The sequence below is a fragment of the Verrucosispora sp. ts21 genome (assembly GCF_002879555.1).
Taxonomy (GTDB): Bacteria; Actinomycetota; Actinomycetes; order Mycobacteriales; family Micromonosporaceae; genus Micromonospora; species Micromonospora gifhornensis.
The window spans coordinates 34,052-56,530 of sequence record NZ_PNOZ01000012.1 but is presented as its reverse complement, the minus strand read 5'-3'; the positions used below and the strand labels follow the sequence as shown (position 1 = coordinate 56,530).

The following is a 22,479-nucleotide window of genomic DNA, read 5'->3' as shown; positions in this document are numbered from 1 at the left end:
CCTCGGCCGGCAGTTGACCTGGTCCGACCTGACCGAGCTGCTCGCCGACGAGGGCAGGTGGTCGGCCGGCCTGAACTGAGCCGCTTCGTCGGTTCCCCGCAGATGACGGCCCCCGGACAGCACGGGAGGGCACATCCGACAACGATGTGCCCTCCCGTCGTACGTGTCGCTACAGGTTGGCGCAGTAACCGACGCTGAAGGTGCTGGCCCCCGGCTTCAGGGTGCGGTTCCAGTCCACACCCCTGATCCGGTAGCTACCGTCGTCGAGGCGTTCGCGCTTGAAGTTCCACGCGTCGTAGATGTCGCCTTCGAGTTGCACCACGGCGGACCAGTCGACCGGCTTGTCGCTGGTGTTGGTCGCGGTGATGGTCGCGCAGTAGCCGCCACCGCTGTCGGAGTACCAGCGGGTGATCTGCTTCAGCGCCACATCCACGTTCGACCCGGCCACCAGGCGACCGACCCCCCAGCGCGCGGTGCTCTGGTAGCCCGCGCCCTCCTGCTCGGCCCAGTTGCGGATGCTCGTCCGGGCCCCGTCGGAGGCGTCGTTGACCTGGAAGTCCAGGCCGTGGAAGGTGCCCAGGCCACCATATTCGAGCAGGCTGATCGCCGCCTCGACGGTGTAACCCGTCGGGGTGCGGACCGTCGCGCTCTCCAGTCGGTTCGCCTGGAACCCCTCGTCGCCGGTGCCGAACGACACCACGTTGTCGGCGTTGATCCGGATCTGCGTGTCGTCGTACCGGAAGCTGCCGTTCTTGAAGTTGCCGGCGTCGACGTAGATCTCCACCGAGTCCTGGATCCACGGGTCGGAACCGGAGACGTCCACCACCGGGTCGGTGACCTCGGCCAACACGTAGAGCGTCTGACCCCGCCAGAGGGTACGGACCTGCGCGCTCGCCCCGTCGGTGCCGGAGACCTGCTTGTCCGTGGTCACCGTGGTCGCGTTCGCCCAGGCGGCGTCGACCGAGCCGTCGATCACCGGCGCCTCACCGGCCTCCCGTACCTCCACGTAGGACAGTTCCTCGACCAGGGTCAGGGTGCCCAGCGCGCCCGGAGTGTTCCACCCGGAGGTGGTGTCACCGTCGCGCACCTGCACGTCCAGGGTGCGGGTGTCGCCCTCGGCCGCTGCGGACAGCGGCAGGTGGGCGACCAGGTGGTAACCGCCGTCGCGGGCGGCGGCCACGGCCGGTACGTCACCGCTGCCGTCCCGGGCGACGTGGTAGGTCTCGCCGTCCAGCACGAAGCTGACCCGGTCGGTGCCGGAGACCGTGGTGTCGTCGACCGTGACGTACGCGGTCAGGTGGTCCGGCGCCCAGCGCAGCTGGAACCCGGCGACGTCCTCGACCTGGTGCAGCGGCAGCTTGCGCCAGGTCAGGTCCGTCGGTGCGGCGGCGGCCAGCGGCACGTCACCGGCGAAGACGTTGGCGGTGCGCAGCCGGGCGGGCAGCTCACCGTCGACCGCCCCGTAATAGGCCGGCTTGGCGCGCAGGTTGTCGTCGAACAGCAGCGGCCCGCCGTTGCCGGAGCGCCAGGAACGCCCGTCGGTGAGCCCCCAGACCGTGACGGCCAGCAGATCATCGGCGTACGCCCGGAAGACCCGGAAGGCGTCCCGGTAGTAGTAGCCCTGGTCGATGAACTTCGCCTGGGTGGCCGGGGTGCCCGTGGTGACGTCGAGTTCGGTGACGGCCTGGGTGACCGGCAGATCCGAGAACGTCTCCAACGCGGTCTCCAGGGCGCTGATCGGCATGGCCAGCGACACGTGGAACTGGTGGCCCACCCCGTGCACCGGCACGCCGCGGGCGAGCAGGCGCTGCACCAGGGCCAGGTAACGGGCCTGCTTGCCGCTCTGCTCGGTGTTGTAGTCGTTGATGAACAGGGTGACCGGACGCTCCGCGCCTTCGGCGGCGTACACGTCGTTGAACGCCTCGTCGGCGTAGGTGAAGGTCAGGTCGATGAAGCTCTCACCGAGGATCCGGTACCACTCGCTGCGACGCAGACCGTCGCTGTACTCACCGCTGTCGCTGACCACCTCGTTGACCGCGTCGAAGGCGTACAACGGGTTGGTGGGGGAGCCGAACTTGCCGTACCGCTCGCTCATCGACTCGGCGACGTTGAAGATGTGCGTACGCAGCCGATCCCGCAGCACCTGCTGGTCGGCCGCCGAGGTGCTCAGCGGCTGACCGGCGGAATCGGTGAAGAACCAGGCCGGGGTCTGGCTGTGCCACACCAGCACGTGCCCGTAGACGCGCAGGTCGTTGTCGCGGGCGAAGTCCATCATGGCCAGCGCCTGCTCGTGCGGGCGGAAGTTGCCCGCCTCGTCGTACCAGGCCTCGGGCTTCATGTGGTTTTCCGGCGTGATCTGGTTGAAGTGCCGGGTCAGCAGCTGGGCGGGAGCACCGATCGTCTCCCGGCTGTCGATGGCCACGCCGACCGGGAAGTCGGTGGTCTCGTACAGCGGGGTGAGGTCCTCGATGACCGGCGGCTCAGGCACCTGGACGACGATGTCGTCGGCCAGGAAGTCGCTGGTGTTGCCGGCCACGTCCTCGCCCTGCCAGCGGGTCTCGAAGTAGAGGAAGGCGCTGTCCGCCGCCGGCATGGTGAACCGTGCGGTCACCTCCGTCCAGCCCGAGTTGGTGATCGTCTCGAACTGGGCGAGGGTGGCGAACGACTGGCTGTCCCCGGTGGTGCTGGCCAGGCTGAGCCAGATCTGGTCGGCCGGCTGACCCTCGGCGAACCGCAGCCACGCGCTGAGCTCGTAGGTGACACCCGCGGTGAACAGGCCGGTCACGTCGCGGCCCAGGCCGGCGCCCTGGTTCACCCGGTCGGTGACCAGCGCGGCGGAGGTGCCGCCGTGCGCGACGTCGGTGATGGTGACCGTCGGGGCGCCCGGACCACCGTCGCGGGGTCCCCAACCGTCCAGGCCGTCCTCGAAGTCGGTGTCGATGACGATCGTGCCCGGCTCCGGCCCGCCCCCGCCGCCGTCCAGCGCGGTGATCAGGACGTCGTCGAGCAGGAACGGGGTGTTGCCTTCCGCCTCCACGTAGAGGGTGGCGGCGTCCAGACCGGTGGGCAGGGTGTACTCGCCGCCGATGCGTACCCACTCGTCGGCGGTGGTGGTGACGTTGTCGCCGATCCAGGTGTAGGTGTTCTCACCGCCACCGGCCGGGGTGGACTCGACGGTGAAGTGCACGCCGGCACTGCCGTCGGTGCCGGTCGGAAGTTTCGCCCAGGCGGTGACCGTGTATCGGTTGCCGGGCCGCATCAGCGCCGTCGCGCTCGTGGCCGGTCCCTGCCAGTTGGCGGTACGGCCGGTGACCGACAGGCTGCCGTCGCTGTCGCGCCCCTCGTCGGCGATGGCGAGGGTCACGTCACCACGCGGCCCCCAGGGGGCGTACGAGTCGGACTCGAAGTCGTTGCTGAGCACGACCTCGTCGGCTGCCGCCGGGGTGGGGGCGACGGTGATGGCCGCGACGAGCGCGGCCGAACAGAGTACGGCGAAAGTTCGTGATCGGCGTCGTGATCGTTGGGACGGATTCCACAGGCGCATCGACTGGTCCCTTACGCAAATTGGACAGTGGTGGGGGTGCCTGACGTCGGGTTTCCGGACAGATCCAAGCGCGTGCATGCTATGACGAGCCGATTGGCATAGCCAGAGCTTCCGGAAGTTTTCGGAAACATGTGCGGGCTCGAAGGCGTCCGCGCCCATCGTCGCGCCCGGTTGGGTGATCCGTGCGGCGCGCGCGACGACACAGCATGTGGTGTTGAGGTTCCTGGCCTGTTCCCATATATAGTGGTGTCCGCAGCTGGTTCGGCCGTCACTCCACGACGGCCGAGGCAAGAGGGAACCCGGTGGAATTCCGGGACTGCCCCGCAGCGGTGAGTGGGAACGACCGCCGTCAACGAAGCACTGGATCCGCCAGGTCTGGGAAGCGACGGCCAGTAGGCACGAACACGCCCACGAGTCCGAAGACCTGCCAGCGCGCCGTACGCCTACGCGTGCGGCGGTCGAAGGCCGCGCGGGACGGCCGACGCCATCAGCTGGTCATCGACGGCAGTCAGCCCGTCCGGTGGCCGGCGGCGTCCTCCCGCGTGCCCGTCGACCTTCGCCGACCGGTACGAGGAGGGACCATGACGGTGACCCGGGAACAGGCGGGGCCGGAGCAACGCCGGCACGTGATGCAGGTGCGTAAACGCAACGGCGACACCGAGCCGGTGGATGTCAACAAGATCGTCAAGGCGGTGGAGCGCTGGGTCACCGACCTGGACGAGATCGACCCGTTGCGGGTGGCGACGAAGACGATAAGCGGCCTGTACGACGGTGCGACCACCGCCGAACTGGACAAGTTGTCGATCCAGACGGCCGCCGAACTGATCGGTGAGGAGCCGCAGTACTCCAGGCTCGCGGCGCGGCTGCTGGCCGCGTTCGTCGACAAGGAGGTACGCGGCCAGCAGGTGGCCAGCTTCAGCCAGTCCATCCGGTACGCCCACGGCCTGGGCCTGATCGGCGACGAAACCGCCGCGTTCGTGGCCCGCAACGCCCGCAAGCTGGACGACGCCGTCGACCCGGCGGGGGACCTGCGGTTCGAGTACTTCGGGCTGCGCACCGTCGCCGACCGGTACCTGCTGCGGCACCCGCAGACCCGGCAGGTGGTGGAGACCCCGCAGTACTGGCTGCTGCGGGTCGCCTGCGGGCTGTCCCAGACACCCGGCGAAGCGATCGGCTTCTACCGGCTGATGTCCAGCCTGGCGTACCTGCCGAGCTCGCCGACGCTGTTCAACTCCGGCACCCGACACACCCAGATGTCGTCGTGTTTCCTCGTCGACTCGCCCCGCGACGAACTCGACTCGATCTACGAGCGCTACCACCAGGTGGCGAAGCTGTCGAAGTTCTCCGGTGGGATCGGCATCTCCTGGACGCGGGTGCGGGGTCGAGGGGCGCTGATCCGGGGCACCAACGGGCGCTCGAACGGCATCGTGCCGTTCCTCAAGACCCTCGACGCCGGGGTGGCGGCGGTCAACCAGGGCGGCCGGCGCAAGGGTGCGGCCTGCGTCTACCTGGAACCCTGGCACCCGGACATCGAGGAGTTCCTGGAGCTGCGGGACAACACCGGCGAGGAGTCGAGGCGTACGCACAACCTGAACCTGGCCAACTGGATCCCGGACGAGTTCATGCGCCGGGTGGAAGCCGACGGCGACTGGTCGCTGATCGACCCCTCCGACGCGCCGGAGTTGCCCGACCTGTACGGCGAGGCGTTCGACGAGGCGTACCGGGCGGCGGAGAAGAAGGCGGTCCGCACGGTCAAGGCCCGCGACCTGTACGGGCGGATGATGCGCACCCTCGCGCAGACCGGCAACGGGTGGATGACGTTCAAGGATGCGTCGAACCGGCTGTCCAACCAGACCGGCGCACCGGGCAACACCATCCACCTGTCGAACCTGTGCACCGAGATCCTGGAGGTCAACAGCGACACCGAGACGGCGGTGTGCAACCTCGGATCGATCAACCTGGCCGCGCACCTCACCGCGGACGGCATCGACTGGGACAAGCTGCGCGCGACCGTCCGCACCGCGGTGCTCTTCCTCGACCGGGTCATCGACATCAACTACTACCCGGCGCAGCAGGCGGCGGCGTCGAACCCGCGCTGGCGACCGGTCGGGCTCGGGCTGATGGGCTTGCAGGACGCCTTCTTCACCCTGCGCATGCCGTTCGACTCCACACCGGCCCGGGAACTGTCCAGCCGGGTGCAGGAGGAGATCCTGCTGACCGCCCTGGAGACCTCGGCGCAGCTCGCCCAGCGGTTCGGCCCGCACCCGGCGTACGCCGACACCCGCGCGGCGCGCGGTGAGCTGCACCCGGACCTGTGGGGCGCCGACGTCACCCAGGTGCAGCGGTGGACGGCGCTGCGCGAGACGATCGCCGCGCACGGCCTGCGGAACTCGCTGCTGGTGGCCATCGCGCCGACGGCCACCATCGCCTCGATCGCGGGTTGTTACGAGTGCATCGAGCCGCAGGTGTCCAACCTGTTCAAACGCGAGACGATGTCCGGGGAGTTCCTCCAGATCAACACCTACCTGGTACGCGAACTCAAGGCGCGAGGGCTGTGGACCGCGCCGATCCGCGAGCAGATCAAGCGCGCCGAAGGATCGGTGCAGGGCATCGCCGAGCTGCCCGAAGAGGTACGGGAGTTGTTCCGCACCGCGTGGGAGCTGCCGCAACGGGCGCTGATCGACCTGGCCGCCGCCCGTGCCCCGTTCATCGACCAGTCGCAGTCGCTGAACCTGTTCATGAGCGCGCCGACCATCGGCAAGCTCTCCTCGATGTACCTGTACGCCTGGAAGTCCGGGCTCAAGACCACCTACTACCTGCGCTCGCGTCCCGCGACCCGCATCCAGCAGGCCACCGTCGCCGTCACCCCGACCGTCACGTCGGTCGTCGCGGTGAGTGATGACGAGGCACTTGCCTGCTCCCTGGAAAATCCCGAAAGCTGCGAGGCCTGCCAGTGACCACCGTCTCCGAATCCCACACCAGCACCGGCACCGGCTCGGGGGAGCAGCAGATGCTGCTCGACCCCGGCATGGACCTGACCCTGCGGCCGATGCGCTACCCGCAGTTCTTCGACCGCTTCAAGGACGCGATCAAGAACACCTGGACCGTCGAGGAGGTCGACCTGCACGCCGACCTCGCCGACCTGGCCAAGCTCTCCCCGGCCGAACAGCACCTGGTGTCCCGGCTCGTCGCGTTCTTCGCCACCGGCGACACCATCGTCGCCAACAACCTGGTGCTCAACCTCTACCAGCACATCAACTCCCCGGAAGGCCGGCTCTACCTGTCCCGGCAACTGTTCGAGGAGGCGGTGCACGTCCAGTTCTACCTGAACCTGCTCGACACCTACGTGCCCGACGAGAAGCAACGGTACGAGGCGTTCGCGGCGGTGGAGAACATCCCCTCGATCGCCCGCAAGGCCGAGTTCTGCTTCAAGTGGATCGACTCCATCTTCGAGCTGCGGGAATTGAAAACACGCGCCGACCGGCGGGCGTTCCTGCTCAACCTGATCTGCTTCGCCGCCTGCATCGAAGGACTGTTCTTCTACGGCGCCTTCGCCTACGTCTACTTCCTGCGCTCCCGAGGGCTGCTGCACGGGCTGGCCTCCGGCACCAACTGGGTGTTCCGTGACGAGTCGATGCACATGGCCTTCGCCTTCGACGTGGTCGACGCCGTACGCGCCGAGGAACCCGACCTCTTCGACGCTGAGATGCAGCAGCAGGTGCGCGACATGCTCGCCGAGGCGGTCGACTGCGAGGTCCAGTTCGCGGCCGACCTGCTGGAGCAGGGCGTCTCCGGCATGCCGCTGGCCGACATGCGCCAGTACCTGCAACACGTGGCCGACCGGCGGCTGGCGGTGCTCGGCATCGAACCGATGTACGGCTCGACGAACCCGTTCGCCTTCATGGAACTGCAGGACGTGCAGGAACTGTCCAACTTCTTCGAACGCCGCGTCTCGGCCTACCAGGTCGGCGTCACCGGCACAGTGGCCTTCGACGACGACTTCTGATCCCGGTCTGATCCGATTCGCCGTTTCGGCGGTATGGCGGTCACCCACCCACCCGGATACCGCCATACCGCCGAAACGGCTTCCACACGCTGTAGGGCGAGTAGGCGTCAGGCAGTCAGGACGCAGAACTCGTTCCCGTCGGGGTCGGCCATCGCCACCCGACCGGCGTCGCTCCGACCGGTCTCGCTCCGACCGGCGTCGGCTCGGCCGGTCTCGCTCAGACCGGTGTCGCCTGGGCTCGCACCCGGGTCGGCGTCGATTCGGGTTGCGCCGAGGGCGAGGAGGCGGTCGACCTCTGCCTGCTGGTCACCGCCGGGCGGGGGAACGAGGTCGAAGTGCAGGCGGTTACGGCCCAACCTCGGCATCAGTGGTGGGCCGCCCCAGGTGAGCTTCGGGCCGCCGTGCGGCGATCGGATCGCGGTCTCCTGGTCCTGGTCCCACACCAGCGGCCAGCCGAGCGCAGCAGCCCAGAAGTAGCCGACCTGCTGGGAACCGTCGCAGGCCAGCGCGCCGACGAACCCGCATTCGGCGAGGAAATTGTTGCCGGGCTCGATGACGCAGAACTCGTTGCCCTCGGGATCGGCGAGAACCACGTGCTCATCGTCGGGGCCCTGCCCGACGTCGACGTGCCGCGCGCCGAGCGCCAACGCCCTGGCCACCGTCTGCCGCTGGTCCTCCACGGAGGTGCTGGTCAGGTCGAAGTGCATCAGGTTCTGGCCGATTTTGGGCTCCTGACTCGCGAGGAAGCGAAGCCGGAAGCCGGTGTCGTCGGTGGGCAGAAGGGCGACTCCGTCGAGTGGATCGTCCGTCACGTTCCACCGCAGCAGTTCCGACCAGAAACGCGCGAGCCGCGACGGTTGATGGGCGTCGACGCAGAGCGCGAACAGGTGACATGCCATCTCGTTGCTCATCTCCGTTCCGCAGACCGACCAGGCCGAACCGCAGCGCCGGCCCGGTCACCGTCGACCGACCAGCTCGACCACCGCACCGGCCCGGTCACCGTCGACCGCTGGACGGAAGCGTAGGGCCGAGCCGCGACGGGCGCAGCTGAGTAATTGGCCTGAGCGGTCAGCGTCCGAACCTCCCGAGCAACTCCGACCCGATCGGGTGGTGCAGCAGGTGCAGGGGCGCGGCGTCGATGCCGGCCTCGGTGAGCGCCTGCGCGTACGTCGCCGCGGTCGCGTCGTCCACCAGGCCGTGCACCAGCGGCAGGTCCGCAGCGGTCGACCACAGCAGCGATTCCAACCGGCAGGAGGCGATCGTCCCGGGCAGCCCGAGCACGTTGCCGTCGACCGGCACCGGCGGCAGGTCTCCGGGTATGTCGCGTGCGGTCTCGCCGACGTGCAGGAGTCCACCGCCGACCACCAGGATGTCGTGGTCGCGGCGCATCCGGGTGAGGGCCTTCGTGGTGTCCAGTGCGGGCGGGAACGAGTCGTCCACCACGATGGTGCCGGGTGCCAGCCGGTCGACCTCGATCGGTGCGGTGGCCGCGCTCGTCGCCGCGATGATCACGTCCGCCGTGTAGCCGAGCGGGGCGATTCCCGGTGCCGACGGGCACACCTCGATGGTGCCGGCGAAGCCGTCCGCCCGCAGGCGCGCGGCGTGCTCGCCCAGTCGGGGCGCGGCGGCAGGAACGTCGCAGAGCACGAGTCGCGCGGGCTGCTCGGCACGGGTGAGCAACAGCCGCAGCGCCGAGAACCCGATCGAACCGAGACCCACCACGGCGAGGTCGCGGCCGGCGAGGCTGCGCCCGGTGGCGGCCAGCGCGGCCTGCACCGTGCGGACGACGGAGACGACGGTGACGGCATGGCCGGTGGTCACCGCCACCCCGCTGCGGGTACGGCGCAGCACCCCGACGCCGTAGCCGGTGCGGGCGGGAATCATCCCGGCCAGTGACACGCAGCGGGCGCCGAGGCGGGCGGCCAGGTCCACCGCCTCGGCGGTCTCGTCGGCGAGGGCGTCCCCGGCGGCGGTCAGCTCGTCGGCGAAGCGGGGCAGGCAGACGAAGCCGGAGACGCCCAGCGGTGTGGTCAGCTGCTCCAGCAGACGCGGACGGCCACCGGGAAAGAGCAGTTCGCGTAGCTGGTCCCGGGGCAGGCTGCCGGCGGGCAGCCCGGCGATCGCGGCGAGCTGGGCCGGTGGCGGCAGGTAGCCGACGATGGCCGCAGCCAGCCTGGTCGATCGGCCGGGAATGGCAGTCGTCGCCGGCACGGTGGCGGCGTCACCGGTGACCACGGCAGGTGTGGCCGTCCGGTCCCCACGGGCCGGGTCGGTGTGCGCGGCGGCGGTCAGGTCGGCGCGGAGCCAGTCGGCGAGCCGGCGCAGCTCGGCCGGGGTGACTGTGACAGGACAGCCGCGCAGGGTGACCCGGAGCCCGTCCCGCTCGGGGCGCGCGGTCAGGAACAGGTCGGTGCCGAGGGGCGGTGGCGTCAGTTCACTGTCGGCGTCCCAGTCGAGGCTGAGCCGATCGGCACCACTCGGCACGGCCGGCGGCGCGGTGCGGGCGGAGAAGTCCAGGAAGCTGAAGAAGAACTGCGCTCCGATGGGCGTGCCGCCCGGGCCGGTGGGCACGGCCGCCGCGATCGACGGCGGGTCGTCGTACCGGCGGGCAGTGGCGACCTCGGCCCCGACGTGGGCGAGCTGTTCGGCGAAGTCGGCCGAGCCGCCCAGCCGTAGTGGCAGCATCGCCGCGCACGGGCCGAAGATCCGGTGCAGGTCCGGCAGCGGATGATCCCTTCCGGTCAGCGCCAGGCCGAAGACCAGGTCGTCCTGTCCGGTGAACCGGGCCACCACCCGGTGGTAGGCGGTCAGCACCGGGGCGTACAGGGTGGTCGCCGCCGAGGCGGCCAGCCGGCGCAGCCCGGCGACCACTGTCCCGTCCAGGGTGAAGCCGCAGACCGGCTCGGAGGTACCGCCCGGGTCGGGCGCGCTGCCGGGGGCGGGTAGCACCGGCGGCCGGTACGGGGTGCCGAAGCGTCCGCGCCACCAGCCGTGGGCGTCCGGGTCGGGTGGGCCGGCGGCCCGGTCGGCCAGCAGTTCGACGTAGTCGCGGAAGTGGGTGCGCAGCGGAGGCAGTCCGTCGGGCTGGTCGGCCATCAGCCGGTGGTAGACCGTCAGCAGTTCCTGGCCGAGCAGGGCGGCGCTGTAGCCGTCACCGATCAGGTGGTGGCCGTGCACCAGCAGGATGTGGTCGTCGGGGGCGAGCCCCAGCAGTTGCAGGCGCAGCAGCGGCCAGGCCCACGGCTCGAAGCGACGGCGGCGCTCATCGGCGACCAGGTCGCCCACCTCGGCGGGGTCGGCGACCGCCCGGTAGCCGACCGGTAACCGTAGCGAGGCGGGAAGTTCCTGCTGGACCGGGGGACGGACGCCGGCCGGAAAGACGGTACGCAGCATCGGGTGCCGGGCCACCAGCAGGTCGACGGCGCGTTGGAAGACGTCGCGACGGAGCCGGCCGCGCAGTCGTAGCCGGGCCAGCCAGGCGGTGCCGTCGCCCGGTGCGATGGCATCGGCGAGCAGGAAACCGCGCTGGGTGGCCGTCACCGGGTAGGGCCCGTCCGCGTCGGCGTGCACCGCCGGGCCGGTGACCCGGTCCGTGGCTGCGGCGGTGCGGCCCGTGCCGTCGGTGATGCGGCGCGTGGCGGTGGTGGCGTCGATCTCGGCGGCGAGGTCCCGCAGGGTTCGGTGCTGGTAGATGACGGTGGGGCTCGGTGTGGCCGGGAACTGTTCCTGGACGCGGGCGAAGACCTCCAGCACCAGGATGGAGTCGCCGCCGAGGGCGAAGAAGTCGTCGTCGGGCGCGATCGTCGGCAGGTCGAGCAGCTCACCCCAGATCCGGGCCAGCCTCGCCTCGGTCGCGGTGTATCCGCCAGCAGCGGCATCCGGATCGGCGGGTGTCGGGAGTCGCTGCGGGCCGGCGGTGGGTGCGAAGCCGCCGAGGGCGCGCAGCCGGTCCCGGTCGACCTTCCCGGTGACGGTCAACGGAAGCGTGTCGAGCAGGTGGATGCGCGCCGGAACCAGTGGCTCCGGCAGCCGGGCGGCGAGATGTTCGCGTAACTGGGCCACCGTGGGCCCGGTTCCCGGCGTGGGGGCGACAAAGGCGTGCAGCCGTGGATGCGGCTCGGCCTGGTGCAGCACCGTCGCGGCGGTCACCGCCGGATGGGTACGCAGCACCGCCTCGATCTCACCTGGCTCCAGCCGGTACCCGTGGATCTTCACCTGGTCGTCGAGCCGACCGAGGAACTCCAGGGTGCCGTCGGCGGTGGCGCGTACCCGGTCGCCGCTGCGGTAGTACCGTTCGCCGTCGAGCCGGGTGAAGGCGGCGACGGTCAGCACGGGCTCGTCGAGGTAGCCGGCGGTGACGCCGACGCCGCCGATCAGCAGCTCACCGGCTGTCCCGGGCGGACAGAGGTTGCCGTGCGGGTCGACCACGCGGATCCGGGCCCCGCCGACGGGTCGACCGATCGGCAGTCGGCGTACCGCCTCGTCGGGGCGGTTGTCGATCAGGTGCCAGGTGGTGTTGATCGTCGCCTCGGTGGGGCCGTACAGGTTGCTGATCCGGCAGCCGTCGCCGAACAGGTCGAACCACCGGCGTACCGGCACCGGCGACAACTCCTCCCCGCCGACGTGCACCCACCGCAGGGCCGTCAGATCCGGCCGTACGCCCTCGCGGGTGGTGCGGTCCTCGGCGGCCCGCAGCAGCCGCTCCCACAGGGTGGGCACCGAACTCCACACGGTGAGCCGGTCCCGTTCCAGCCGGGACAGCAGCACCTGCGGGTCGCGCAGTTCCGACCGGGCGAAGGTGACCACCGTGGCCCCGACCAGCAGCGGTGCCAGGATCTGGCGGACCGAGGCGTCGAAGCAGATCGACGAGGTCTGGGCCAGCCGGTCACCGGCGTGATAGCCGAACGTGTCGATGGCCCAGTCGAGGTAGTTCGTCATCGACCGGTGGGTGATCGGCACCCCCTTCGGCCGTCCCGTCGAACCCGACGTGAAGATCACGTACGCGGTGTCGTCCGGCCGGACCGCCGGACCGTCGAACGAGACCGCCGGGCCGTCGAGCGTGGTCGCCGGGCTGTCGAGCAGGGTCATCGGGCCGTCGAGGTTGACCGCTGTGGCGTCGAGTCGGGCGACCGTGGCTGCGCAGTCGTCGTCGTGCAGCACCACCCGGACGCGGGCGCGGCGCAGTTGTCCGTCGAGCCGGGCCGGAGGATGGGCGGCGTCCAGCGGCACCCAGGCCGCTGCCGCGCGCAGGATCCCGACCACCCCGATGATCGAACTCGGGCCGGGGGCGGTGAGCAGCCCGACGTGGTCGCCGGGGCGTACGTCGTGGGCGAGCAGCAGCGCCGCCACCCGGTCGGCGGCCCGGTCCAGTTCCCGGTAGCTGACCGTACGCCGGCCGTCGGTGATCGCCGTCGCGTCCGGGGTACGCCGGCACACCGCCCGGATCCGGGCGCTGACGTCCCCGGCGGCGGGCTCCGGTCGTACGCCGCGATCCTGGTCGTCGGCCCGCTGCCGCCCGGCGGCGAGGTCGACAAGTTCCTGGTGGTGCTCGGCGGCGAGCCGGGCCACCGTCTGCCGCCGGAACAACCGCAGCGGGAAGTTCCAGGACAGCCGCAGTGTCGTCCCGGACTCCCACCACAGCAGGCTGAGCCCGGTGGCGGCGGAACCGGAGCCGGCCGCCGTCGGGGTGACCGTCACCGGGCAGTCGGGATCGGTGTCGACCGGGAACCGGGCGAAGCTGAACCCGGCCGGGCTGGCGGTACGCGGTCCGCTGTCGGTCGCGGGGAGCAGCCGGGCCAGGTCCAGGCTGGACACCGAGCCGTGTCGTTGTGCCTCGGTCCAGGACCGTCGGAGGCGGTCGGCCAGCCGGGCGGCCGGCTCGGTCGGGTCCACCTCGATCAGCAGGGGCAGGGTGTCGGCGAACGGACCGACAAGTTGTTCGATGCCGGGCATCCGGGCGTCCCGGCCGGCCCGCGCCACGTTGACCGGCACCCGGCGCTGCCCGCTCCACCTCGCCAGGCACCGCAGATACCCGGCGAGCAGCAGGTGGAACAGGGAGACACCGGCTTCGGCGGCCCGCTCGCGCAGCCGCGCCACCAGCGCGGCGTCCAGTTCGTCGGTGTGGGTGACGCAGGGCGGGGCGGGCAGGCCCGCCGGGTCACCGTCGTACGGCAGCCGCAGCGTCCATCCCGGATCGTCGAACGCCCGACGCCACCAGGTCAGATCCGTCTCGCGGGGCGGGGCGAGGTCAGCGGCGAAGGCGGCGAAACTGCCGGTGGCGGGCAGCACCGTGGAGGTGCGACCCGTCACCAGTGCGCTGTAGTCCGCCCAGAGTTGTTCGCTGAGCAGGTTGAGACTGAACCCGTCAGCGGCGGCGTGGTGCAGCACCAGGATCAGGTGCAAGCGGTCGGGTCGTTCCTCGGCGAGCACCGCCCGCAGCGGCGGTTGCCGGGTCAGATCCACAGGCGTGTTGCAGAGCTGCTCCTCCAGGGTGGTCAGCTCACCGGCCAGTGGCCGCACGTCCAGGCTGATCGCGGCGGCGGCCGGAGGCACGATCACCTGCCGCGGGGCGGTGACGTCGGCGAGGAACCGTACCCGCAGCATCGGATGCCGGGCGACGAGGCCGGCCAGGGCCCGGTCGAGCAGCCGTACGTCGAGTGGCCCCGTGACGGTCTGCCGGACGAAGGCGTAACCGGCCACGCTCGGATGCAGGCGTTCGTTGACGAACCAGGCCCGCTGCACCGCCGTGAGGGCGAACGGCTCCCCGTCGGCGAGCGGCCCGCTCGGTGATCCCTCGCCCGCCGCCGGTCGTGCCACGCTCGACGGCTGCGCGGCCTGGTAGCCCGAGGGCTGCCCCGGAACGGTTTCCGCCCGCGCGCCGGCCGGATGGGCCGCAGGCTGCCCCGGAACGGTTTCCGCCAGCGCGGCGGCCAACGTGGCGACCGTGGTGTACTCGAAGAACAGGGTGACCGGCAGTTGCCGGCCGAGTTCGTCCTCCAGCCGTTTGACCAGGTCGACTGCGGCCAGCGAGTCCAGTCCGAGGGCGAGGAACGAGTCGTCGTCGGCGATCTCGTCGCCCGGACGGTGCAGGGGCTCCGCGAGCAGTCGGCGCAGCAACCGCGCCAACTCCTCGACGTCCGAACCCTGATGGGATTGCAACCTGAGGGCCGAAACCCCGCCCGCCTTGGCGATTCCGGCGGTCCCGGAAGCGACCGGCTGGGAGGGCCGTTCAGCGTGTGCCTGCGCGCGGCCGTCGACGTGTTGACCCCGTCGCGCGACGCCGGCCGGGGGCACGGTCGACGGTTGCCGGTCCGCGACGATCAGGTGGGCGGCGTCGACGTCCCGAGCAGCAAGCAACGCGTCCAGCACGGTCCGCGCGGTCAGCGAGCCGGCGATGTCGTGGCGGGCGCCGCCTCGGGCCGCCATCCCCGTGTCGTTGACGGCGGCGAGGCCGACGGCCTGGAAGGGGCGGCCGGTCGCCCGCCGGGCGGCGGCGAAGGCGTCGAGGAAGGCGTTGGCCGCTGCGTAGTCGCCGATCGCGGTGGCCAGACCGGGCAGCACCGCGCTGACCGAGGAGAAGCCGACAAGCGCCGCCCGGTCGTGACCGTGCCGCAGCAGTGACTCCGCCACCAGGTAGCTGCCGCGCACCTTGGGTGCCAGCACCGCCAGGATCTCCGGCATCGACTTCGCCGCCAGGGTGCCGACCCGGACCGTGCCGGCGGCGTGCCAGACGGTCCCCACCCGGGGCAGCCCGGCGAGCAGCGCGTCGACGTCGGCCGGCACGGTCACGTCGCATCGCCGGTACGTCGCGGTGGCGCCGGCCGCGGCCAACTCGTCGAGCAGGCCCGCCGGGGCCTGGGCCGACCGCCCGGCCAGCAGCAGGGTGGGTCGTCCCCGGCGAGCGAGGGTACGGGCCAACTCGGCCCCGAGCCCGCCACCACCGCCGAGGATCACGTGGACGTCATCGCAGTGCGCCGCACCCGGCCGCGAGACCGGGACCGACACCAGGTGCCGTTCGAGCCGGCGTCCGGCCCGCCAGGCCAGCCCGGTCACCTGGTCGGCGGGGCGAGCCGTGGCCTCGGCCCGGTGGAGATCGGACAACTCCCGGCACATCGACTCCACTCGAACCGCCAGGTCGTCCACGCTGGAAAGGTCGACCACCCGGGCACGCAGGCCCGGTCGCTCGTCGGCCAACGCCGCGCACAACCCACCCAGCACCGCCTGCACCGGCCGAGGACGCTCGTCGTGCCCGGTGACGTGGACGTCCTCGGTGACCACGAGCAGCCGACCCAGCCGGGTGTCCGGCTCGTCGAGCAGGGAACGCACGGTGCGCACCTGCTCGGCCACGGCGCGATCGAGGTCGGCCACGTCCGACAGGTCGACCGCGGCACCGGCGAGCAGCACTGTCAGCTCCGGCGGCGTACCGTCGTCGACCTGCGGTGCGACCTGGACCGTGACGCCGCGTTCGCGCAGCGCCGTGGCGAGTACGGCGGCCAGGTCACCGTCGGCACCAGGGCCGCGCAACCGCACCCGCGCCGGCAGGTCGCGGCCGGCCGTCGGCCCGCCGGTGGTCGAGGGCGTCTCCCGCCAGGTGACCCGGTGCAGGGGCAGCACCGGCGACGGCGGGTGGGACCGTCGTTGGAACGGGTACGTCGGCACCGGCACCCGCCGTCGACCGGCGTGCAGAGCGGCCCGGTCCAGCGGGCCACCGAGGGCCCACAGCCGTCCCACCGCCGCCAGCAGAGCCCCGGTGGCCTGCGGCCCCTCCAGTACGGTGAACACCCGTGCCGGGTCGACCCCGACGTGCGGCGACACGGCACGCAGCCGACCCGAGGCGCCCAGGTCGACGAAGGTGTCGTACCCGTCGGCGCACAGCTGCTTCAGCGCGACGCGCAAATCCGGCTCGGTCGGCGGGGTGGCCGTGGCGGCGCGGCGGATCGCCTCGGCCGGGTCCAGTTCGCCCCGGCCCGCCGCAGCCGCCAGGTCACCGACGCCGACACCGAGCAGCCGGTCCGGCCGTACGCCCCAGGCGGTGAGCTGACCGACCAGGGCGAGCCCGACCGCCACCGCCACCTGCCGGGCGACCTGTGGATCGTCGGTGCCGGTCAGGCACCAGGTCAGCAGTGGCCGACCCTTAACCGCCGGGGCGGCGACCTCGGTCAGCCGGTCGCGGAAGGCCGGTAGCCGGTCGTAGAGGTCACGTACCGCCGCCGGGGGCACCGTGGCGCCGTGGTCGGGGAGGACGAAAACCGTGCGGGGTCGCCGGCTGACCGGCGCGATCTGCTCGCCCGGCGTCTCGGCGGCCCGGTCGACCCGGGCGGCCAGCTCGCCGTCGGCGATCATCGCCAGCCGGTACGCGGCGTCGTCGCGGGCGCTGCCGGTGCTGGCACAGACGTCCGCCTCGGCCAGGTGCGGGTGCGCCCGCAGGTGGGCGGCGAGGTCCCGAGCCGCCTGCCGAAGCGCCGGCACCGAGTGCGCGCTCAGGGTGACCAGACCGAGTTCCGGCCCGCCAGGCGCGGTGGGCGCGGTGGGCGGGGGTTCCTGCAGGATCGCGTGGGCGTTCGTCCCGCCGAAGCCGAATCCGTTCACCCCGGCCATCAGCGGACCTGACGCGCTCCACCGTCGCCCCTGCGTGACCACGGCGAAGCCGGCTCCGGCGAGGTCACAGCGGTCGGCCGGGCGGGTGTGGTGCAGGGTGGGCGGCAGATACCGGTGCCGCAGGGCCAGCACCACCTTCACCAGCGCCGGCAGGCCGGCGGCGTTGAGCAGGTGACCGAGGTTCGTCTTCACCGAACCCAGCCCGCGCGCCACCCCGTCGACGGGCGGTGGGTACGCCGCCGCCAGCGACCGGACCTCGACCGGGTCACCGAGTTCGGTGCCGGTGCCGTGGGCCTCCACGTACGACACCTGAGCCGGGTCGATGCCCGCCTCCCGGTACGCCCGCGCGATCACCTCCCACTGCCGGTGCGGGTTCGGCGCGAGCATGCTCAGCGCCCGCCCGTCGTTGCCGACGGCGGTCCCGGCGACCACGGCCAGCACCTCGTCCCCGTCGACCTGCGCGTCACCGAGGCGGCGCAACACCAGCGCGGCACCGCCCTCGCCGGGAACGAAACCGTCGGCGTCGGCGGCGAAGGCGCGGCACCGTCCGGTGGGGGAGAGCGCCTCGGCGGCGGCCAGCAGCCGGTATCCGGTCTCGGCGAGGTTGAGGTTCACCCCGCCGACCACCGCGACGTCGCACTCCCCGGCGGCCAGGCTGCGGGCCGCCAGGTGCAGCGCCACCAACGCCGACGAGCACGCCGTGTCCACCGCGATCGCCGGCCCGGTGAGATCCAGCGTCTGCGCCAACCGGGCCGGTATCAGGTTGCGCAGGTTCCCGACCAGCGCCGTCGCCCCGCCGGCCGACCCGTCCGCCGCCACCATCTGCGGGTACGGGCTCTCCCCGACGGCCGCGAAGACGCCGATGCGGTGCCGGTGCCGGCGTGGCCCGGCGTACCCGGCACGTTCCAGCGCCTCGTGGCCGATCTCGAGGAACAGCCTCGCGTGCGGATCGGTGAGCCGCGCTTCCTCGTCGGTGAGGCCGAAGAACCCGGCGTCGAAGAGCATCGGATCGTCGAGGAAGGAACCCCACCGGGCGGTACCGTCCGCCGAGGTCCACCGGTGTGCGGGCACCACGTCGACGCTGTCCACGCCGTCGACCAGCTGCTGCCAGAACTGCTCGGGGGTGTCCGCACCGGGAAATCGGCAGGCCATGCCGATCACCGCGACCGGCACCTGGCCCTGGGCCGGGGCGTCGACGTTGCCACCTGTGAGCCAGCGCAGTGGTGCGTCGGCCAGCCGGTCGGCGAGGCTGGCCACGGTGGGACAGTCCCGCAGGTCCGCCGGGTTCAACGGGATGCCGAGGGCGTCCTCCAGCCCGGCGAGCACCTCCATGGCCTTGAGCGACGACCCGCCGATGGCCAGGAACCGGTCGTGCGGCCCGATCGTGGCAGGTGGACGTCCCAGCACCCGGGCCCAGACATCGCGGACGAGCGCCTCCAGTTCCAGTCCGGAGAGTCTGGCGGTGGACGCAGCGTCGCGCGGTACATCGGCGGGGGCCGGTGGGGTGTCGCGCGGTACATCGGCGGGGGCCGGTGGACACCAGCGCCGCTCGCGGTCGGCGAAGTCGCCGGCCAGGTACCGTTCGCGCATCCGGCGGCGGCGCAACTTCCCGCTGGTGGTCCGGGCGAACGCGCCTGGCGGCAACGGCACCACCCGGACCTCGTCGTGACCGCACGCCTCGGCCACCCGGCCCCGCACCGCGGCGAGCACCGTAGCGGCGTCGGCCGGTGGACGGGCCCACGGCACGAACACCACGATCCGTTCGCCACCGGAATCCGGGTCGGTCGCGCCGACCACCACGCTCACCTCTGCGGGCAGGCCGGGGGTGGCCACCGCCACGGTCTCCAGGTCTGCGGCGTGGAAGGTGCGGCCGTTGACGAACACCACGTCCTTGGCCCGGCCGGTGACGCAGAGCCGACCGTCGCGCAGGAAACCCAGATCGCCGGTACGCAGCCAGCCGTCGACGAAGGTGTCCCGGCTGGCCTGCGGATCGCGATGGTAGCCCCGGGCCACGTTCGGGCCGCGTACCTCGATCTGGCCGACCCGCTGGTCGGCCAGCGGTCGACAGCGGTCGTCGACGACGCGTACCGCGCAGTCGGCCACCGGATGGCCCAGGTCCATCAGTTCGACCGCGTGCGGGCCGGGCCGGGTCGGCACCGCCCGGCCGCGGCTCAACTCGGCGCGGTCCAGCACGTGCGGCACGGCCACCTCGCCCGGTGGGGGAAAGGTCACCGCGAGGGTGGCCTCGGCGAGCCCGTAGACCGGTCGTAGCGCGGCGGGATCGAGCCCGGCGGGACGGGTGTGGGCCAGAAAGGATCGCCAGACCGTCGCAGATATCGGTTCCGCCCCGACCACCACGCACCGCACCGCGCGCAGGTCGAGCCCGGCGAGGATCTCCGCCGGCACCCTGCGCACCGCCAGGGCCAGCGCGAAGTTCGCCGCGGACAGCAGGGTGGCCCGGTGCCGGTGGGCGGTGGTGAACCAGAGGGCGGGGCGCTTGGCGAACGCCAGCGGGGGGATGCGTACCTGCTTGAGGCCGATGGCGAGCGGGGTGAGGTGGGTGCCGATCAATCCCATGTCGTGGAAATACGGCATCCAGCTGACCAGCACGTCGTCCGGGCGGGCCGCGCTGGCCGACCGGGCCTGTTCGAGGTTGGCCAGCACGTTGTCGTGGGTCAGCTCCACGCCCCGGGGCGCGCCGGTGCTGCCGGAGGAGAACTGGAGGAAGGCGATGCCGTCACCGGTGACGGTGGGCAGCTCCGCCGGTGCGGTGCCGGTCCGCAGGTCGGCCAGGCGCAGCACCGGCTCGGGTAGCCCGGCGACCACGGCGGCGGTGGCGTCGTCGGTCACCAGCACGGCGTCGGGCAGCACCTCCCGCACGGCGCGTACCCGCTTCGGTTCGGGCGGCAGAGGCACCGGCACCAGCCCGGCGGCGAGCGCGCCCCAGAACATCGGCTGGAAGTCGTCGCCGGCGTCGGCGAGCAGGAGGGCGGCTGTGCCGGGCGCGATCCCGGCGGCCCGGTAGCCGCCGGCGATCCGCAGCGACTCGTCCCGCAGCTGGCGGAAGCTGACCGTACGCTCCGTGCCATCCTCCCGGACGTGCACGATGACCTGTTGCGGTGTCCGGTCGGCGGCGTCGAGGAGTACGCCCAGCAGGCCGTGGTGGGCGCCGGGCCCGCTCGCAGTCGACACAGCAGGATGGTAGGTGGCTGGGATCTTGGGGCGGGAACCGGAGTTGCCGACCGTCACCGTATGGACGGCGACTGCGCTGCCCTCGGTCAGTGGACGCCGGGAACGGTGGTCGTGAGAACCGTCGGTGGCCGTTCGTCCGCCGAGTGCTGCGGGTCGCCGGGCTCGACCGCGGAACGCACGACCGGACGAGGCACCACCTCGCTGGTCGGGACTGACTCGTCGCAGGACGGGCAGTGCAACACCAGCTCGACCGGGTGTTCGCAGCGGACGTGCACCAGGGTCCGGTTGGGCGAGGGCTGTTCGGTGGGGCAGTTCTTTTCCCCCCACCGCATCAACGCGGCCAGCACGGGTGCCAGCTCACGGCCACGCTCGGTGAGGCGGTACTCGTGACGTACCGGCCGCTCGCGGTAGGGGACACGTTCGAGGACGCCGGCCTCGACCAGTGTGGTGAGTCGCTGGGCGAGCACGTTGCGGGCTATGCCGAGGCTGTCGAGCAGGGACTCGAAGCGGCAGTCACCCACCATTGCATTGCGGACGATGAGCAGCGTCCAACGCTCACCGACGACCTCCAGAGCTCGTGCGATGGAACAGTCCTGACCGTACCTGCGGAGAGCCATTGGGCCATCGTAGAGGCGATCGGCTCGCTCCGGTCGGATGGAAATCTCACCCCTACGTTCCCTGGCTGGGCACCGGCGTACGCTGCTGACCCAACATCAGCAACGCGGCCACCAGACCGACCGCGGCGAGCCCGGCGGTCACCGCGAACGCCATCGGCAGGGCGGCGCCCATCGGCACCGGCAACGCGGCCTGGTTCGCCACGAGCACGGCCGACACCGCGGCCAGCCCGAGCGCCCCGCCCAGGCTGAACGACGCGTCGCTGAGGCCCGAGGCTGCCGCGGAATCGGCATCGGCGGCGCCGAGGGTCACGGCGATCTGCGCGGCGACGAAGGCGGCACCGGCGCCGGCACCGACCACGGGCAGCACACTGAGGAAGTCCGCGGTGTCCAGCGGGCCGTTGACCATGGCCAGCGCCAACAGACCGGCACCGGCCACGGACATGCCTGTCAACGCGACCAGCCGCAGCCCGTGCCGTACCACCACCGCCTGACCCACGTACGAGCCGACGACCGAGGACAGGGTCAGGGTGACCATCAACGCACCGAACCTGGCGGCGGACAGTCCCAGCGCACCCTGTCCGTACAGAGTGACAAGTAGCAGCACCCCGTCGATGAGCGTGCCGGCGGCGAACAGCACCACCAGACCACCCAGCCGGGTGCGGGACCGCAGGAGTCCGGGGCGTACCAGGCGGCGGCCTGTCCGTGCTTCGATGACCAGGAAGAGCAGCAGCAGCACCGCCGCTGCGGCCAACCGTAGGAGCGCCGGGCCGGTCGAGCGTCCGGGAGCGAAGGCTGCGACGACCGTCCAGCCGATCAGGGTCAGGGCACCGACCAGGCTGACCCCGCTGGCAACCTCCAGCGGATGCCCGGATCCGCCGCAGCGGTCGGGCGGCAGGATCGGTGCCAGCAGCGCGGCGACGATCCCCACCGGCACGTTGACGAGGAACACCCACCGCCACCCGAGAGTGTCGGTGAGCAGCCCGCCGAGCAGAAGCCCTGCGGTGCCACCGAAGGCGCCGATCAGCGTCCAGAGGCCGAGCGCGCGGGCCCGGGCCGGACCGGGACCGAGAGCGATGGCGAGCAGCGGCAACGCGGTTGTCGCGATCAGTGCCGCACCGATGCCCTGCAGGACGCGGGCGCCGATGAGCACCTCACCGGCCCAGGCCACCGCCGACAGCAGCGAGGCGGCGGTCATCAGCGCCAGCCCGATGGTGAACAGCCGGCGTCGGCCGAAGAGTTCGGCCAGCCGGCCGCTGAGCAGCAGGACGCCACCGAAGCTGATCAGAAAGGCGGACATGAGCCACTGCACGGTCCCCGTGGAGAGGTCAAGTGTCCGCTGGATGCTCGGGATCGCGGTGTAGACGATTGTGCTGTCCGCTGCCACCACCAGGAACGACGCGCCGAGCGCGCCGAGCGCCAGCCAATGCCGTGCGCCGAGACGGGCTGCCGACGCTCCGCTGAAGTTTTCCACCATCCAGCCCCTTGGTTCCCCCGTGTCGCGGACGCTTGTTGCCTCGGGCGCG

Annotated in this window: 7 protein-coding genes and 1 riboswitch; of the genes, 2 read left to right on the top strand and 5 right to left on the bottom strand. The window is 71.8% G+C overall.

Annotation, left to right across the window (positions count from 1 at the left end; translation table 11 throughout):
• Positions 1–169: 169 nt before the first annotated feature.
• Positions 170–3,544 (bottom strand): endo-1,4-beta-xylanase, encoded by a 3,375-nt coding sequence (locus C1A38_RS07380; protein ID WP_158244861.1) that lies wholly within the window; start codon positions 3,542–3,544, stop codon positions 170–172.
• A gap of 240 nt (positions 3,545–3,784) precedes the next feature.
• A riboswitch (cobalamin riboswitch) is annotated at positions 3,785–3,990 on the top strand.
• 135 nt (positions 3,991–4,125) lie between these two features.
• On the opposite strand from C1A38_RS07380, the gene C1A38_RS07375 reads away from it, so the two are divergent.
• Both C1A38_RS07375 and C1A38_RS07370 read left to right on the top strand, forming a co-directional pair.
• A complete protein-coding gene (locus C1A38_RS07375; RefSeq protein ID WP_102657131.1) occupies positions 4,126–6,501 on the top strand; it encodes a ribonucleoside-diphosphate reductase subunit alpha in 2,376 nt (791 codons plus the stop codon).
• 53 nt (positions 6,502–6,554) lie between these two features.
• A complete protein-coding gene (locus tag C1A38_RS07370; protein ID WP_199180125.1) occupies positions 6,555–7,550 on the top strand; it encodes a ribonucleotide-diphosphate reductase subunit beta in 996 nt (331 codons plus the stop codon).
• 107 nt (positions 7,551–7,657) lie between these two features.
• Here the strand turns inward: C1A38_RS07370 and C1A38_RS07365 are convergent, their stop codons facing one another.
• From C1A38_RS07365 to C1A38_RS07350, 4 genes are all read right to left on the bottom strand, one after another.
• On the bottom strand, positions 7,658–8,461 hold the full coding sequence (locus C1A38_RS07365) for a VOC family protein (protein WP_233196688.1): 804 nt from the start codon (positions 8,459–8,461) through the stop codon (positions 7,658–7,660).
• Positions 8,462–8,618: 157 nt separating this feature from the next.
• Positions 8,619–20,339, bottom strand: a complete 11,721-nt coding sequence (locus C1A38_RS07360) for a non-ribosomal peptide synthetase (protein WP_199180122.1) — start codon at positions 20,337–20,339, stop codon at positions 8,619–8,621.
• Between the two features lie 86 nt (positions 20,340–20,425).
• Positions 20,426–20,956, bottom strand: a complete 531-nt coding sequence (locus tag C1A38_RS07355) for a winged helix-turn-helix transcriptional regulator (protein WP_102657077.1) — start codon at positions 20,954–20,956, stop codon at positions 20,426–20,428.
• 52 nt (positions 20,957–21,008) lie between these two features.
• Positions 21,009–22,430: an MFS transporter gene (locus C1A38_RS07350; RefSeq protein ID WP_102657076.1), complete on the bottom strand. Its 1,422-nt coding sequence runs from the start codon at positions 22,428–22,430 to the stop codon at positions 21,009–21,011.
• Positions 22,431–22,479 lie beyond the last annotated feature (49 nt).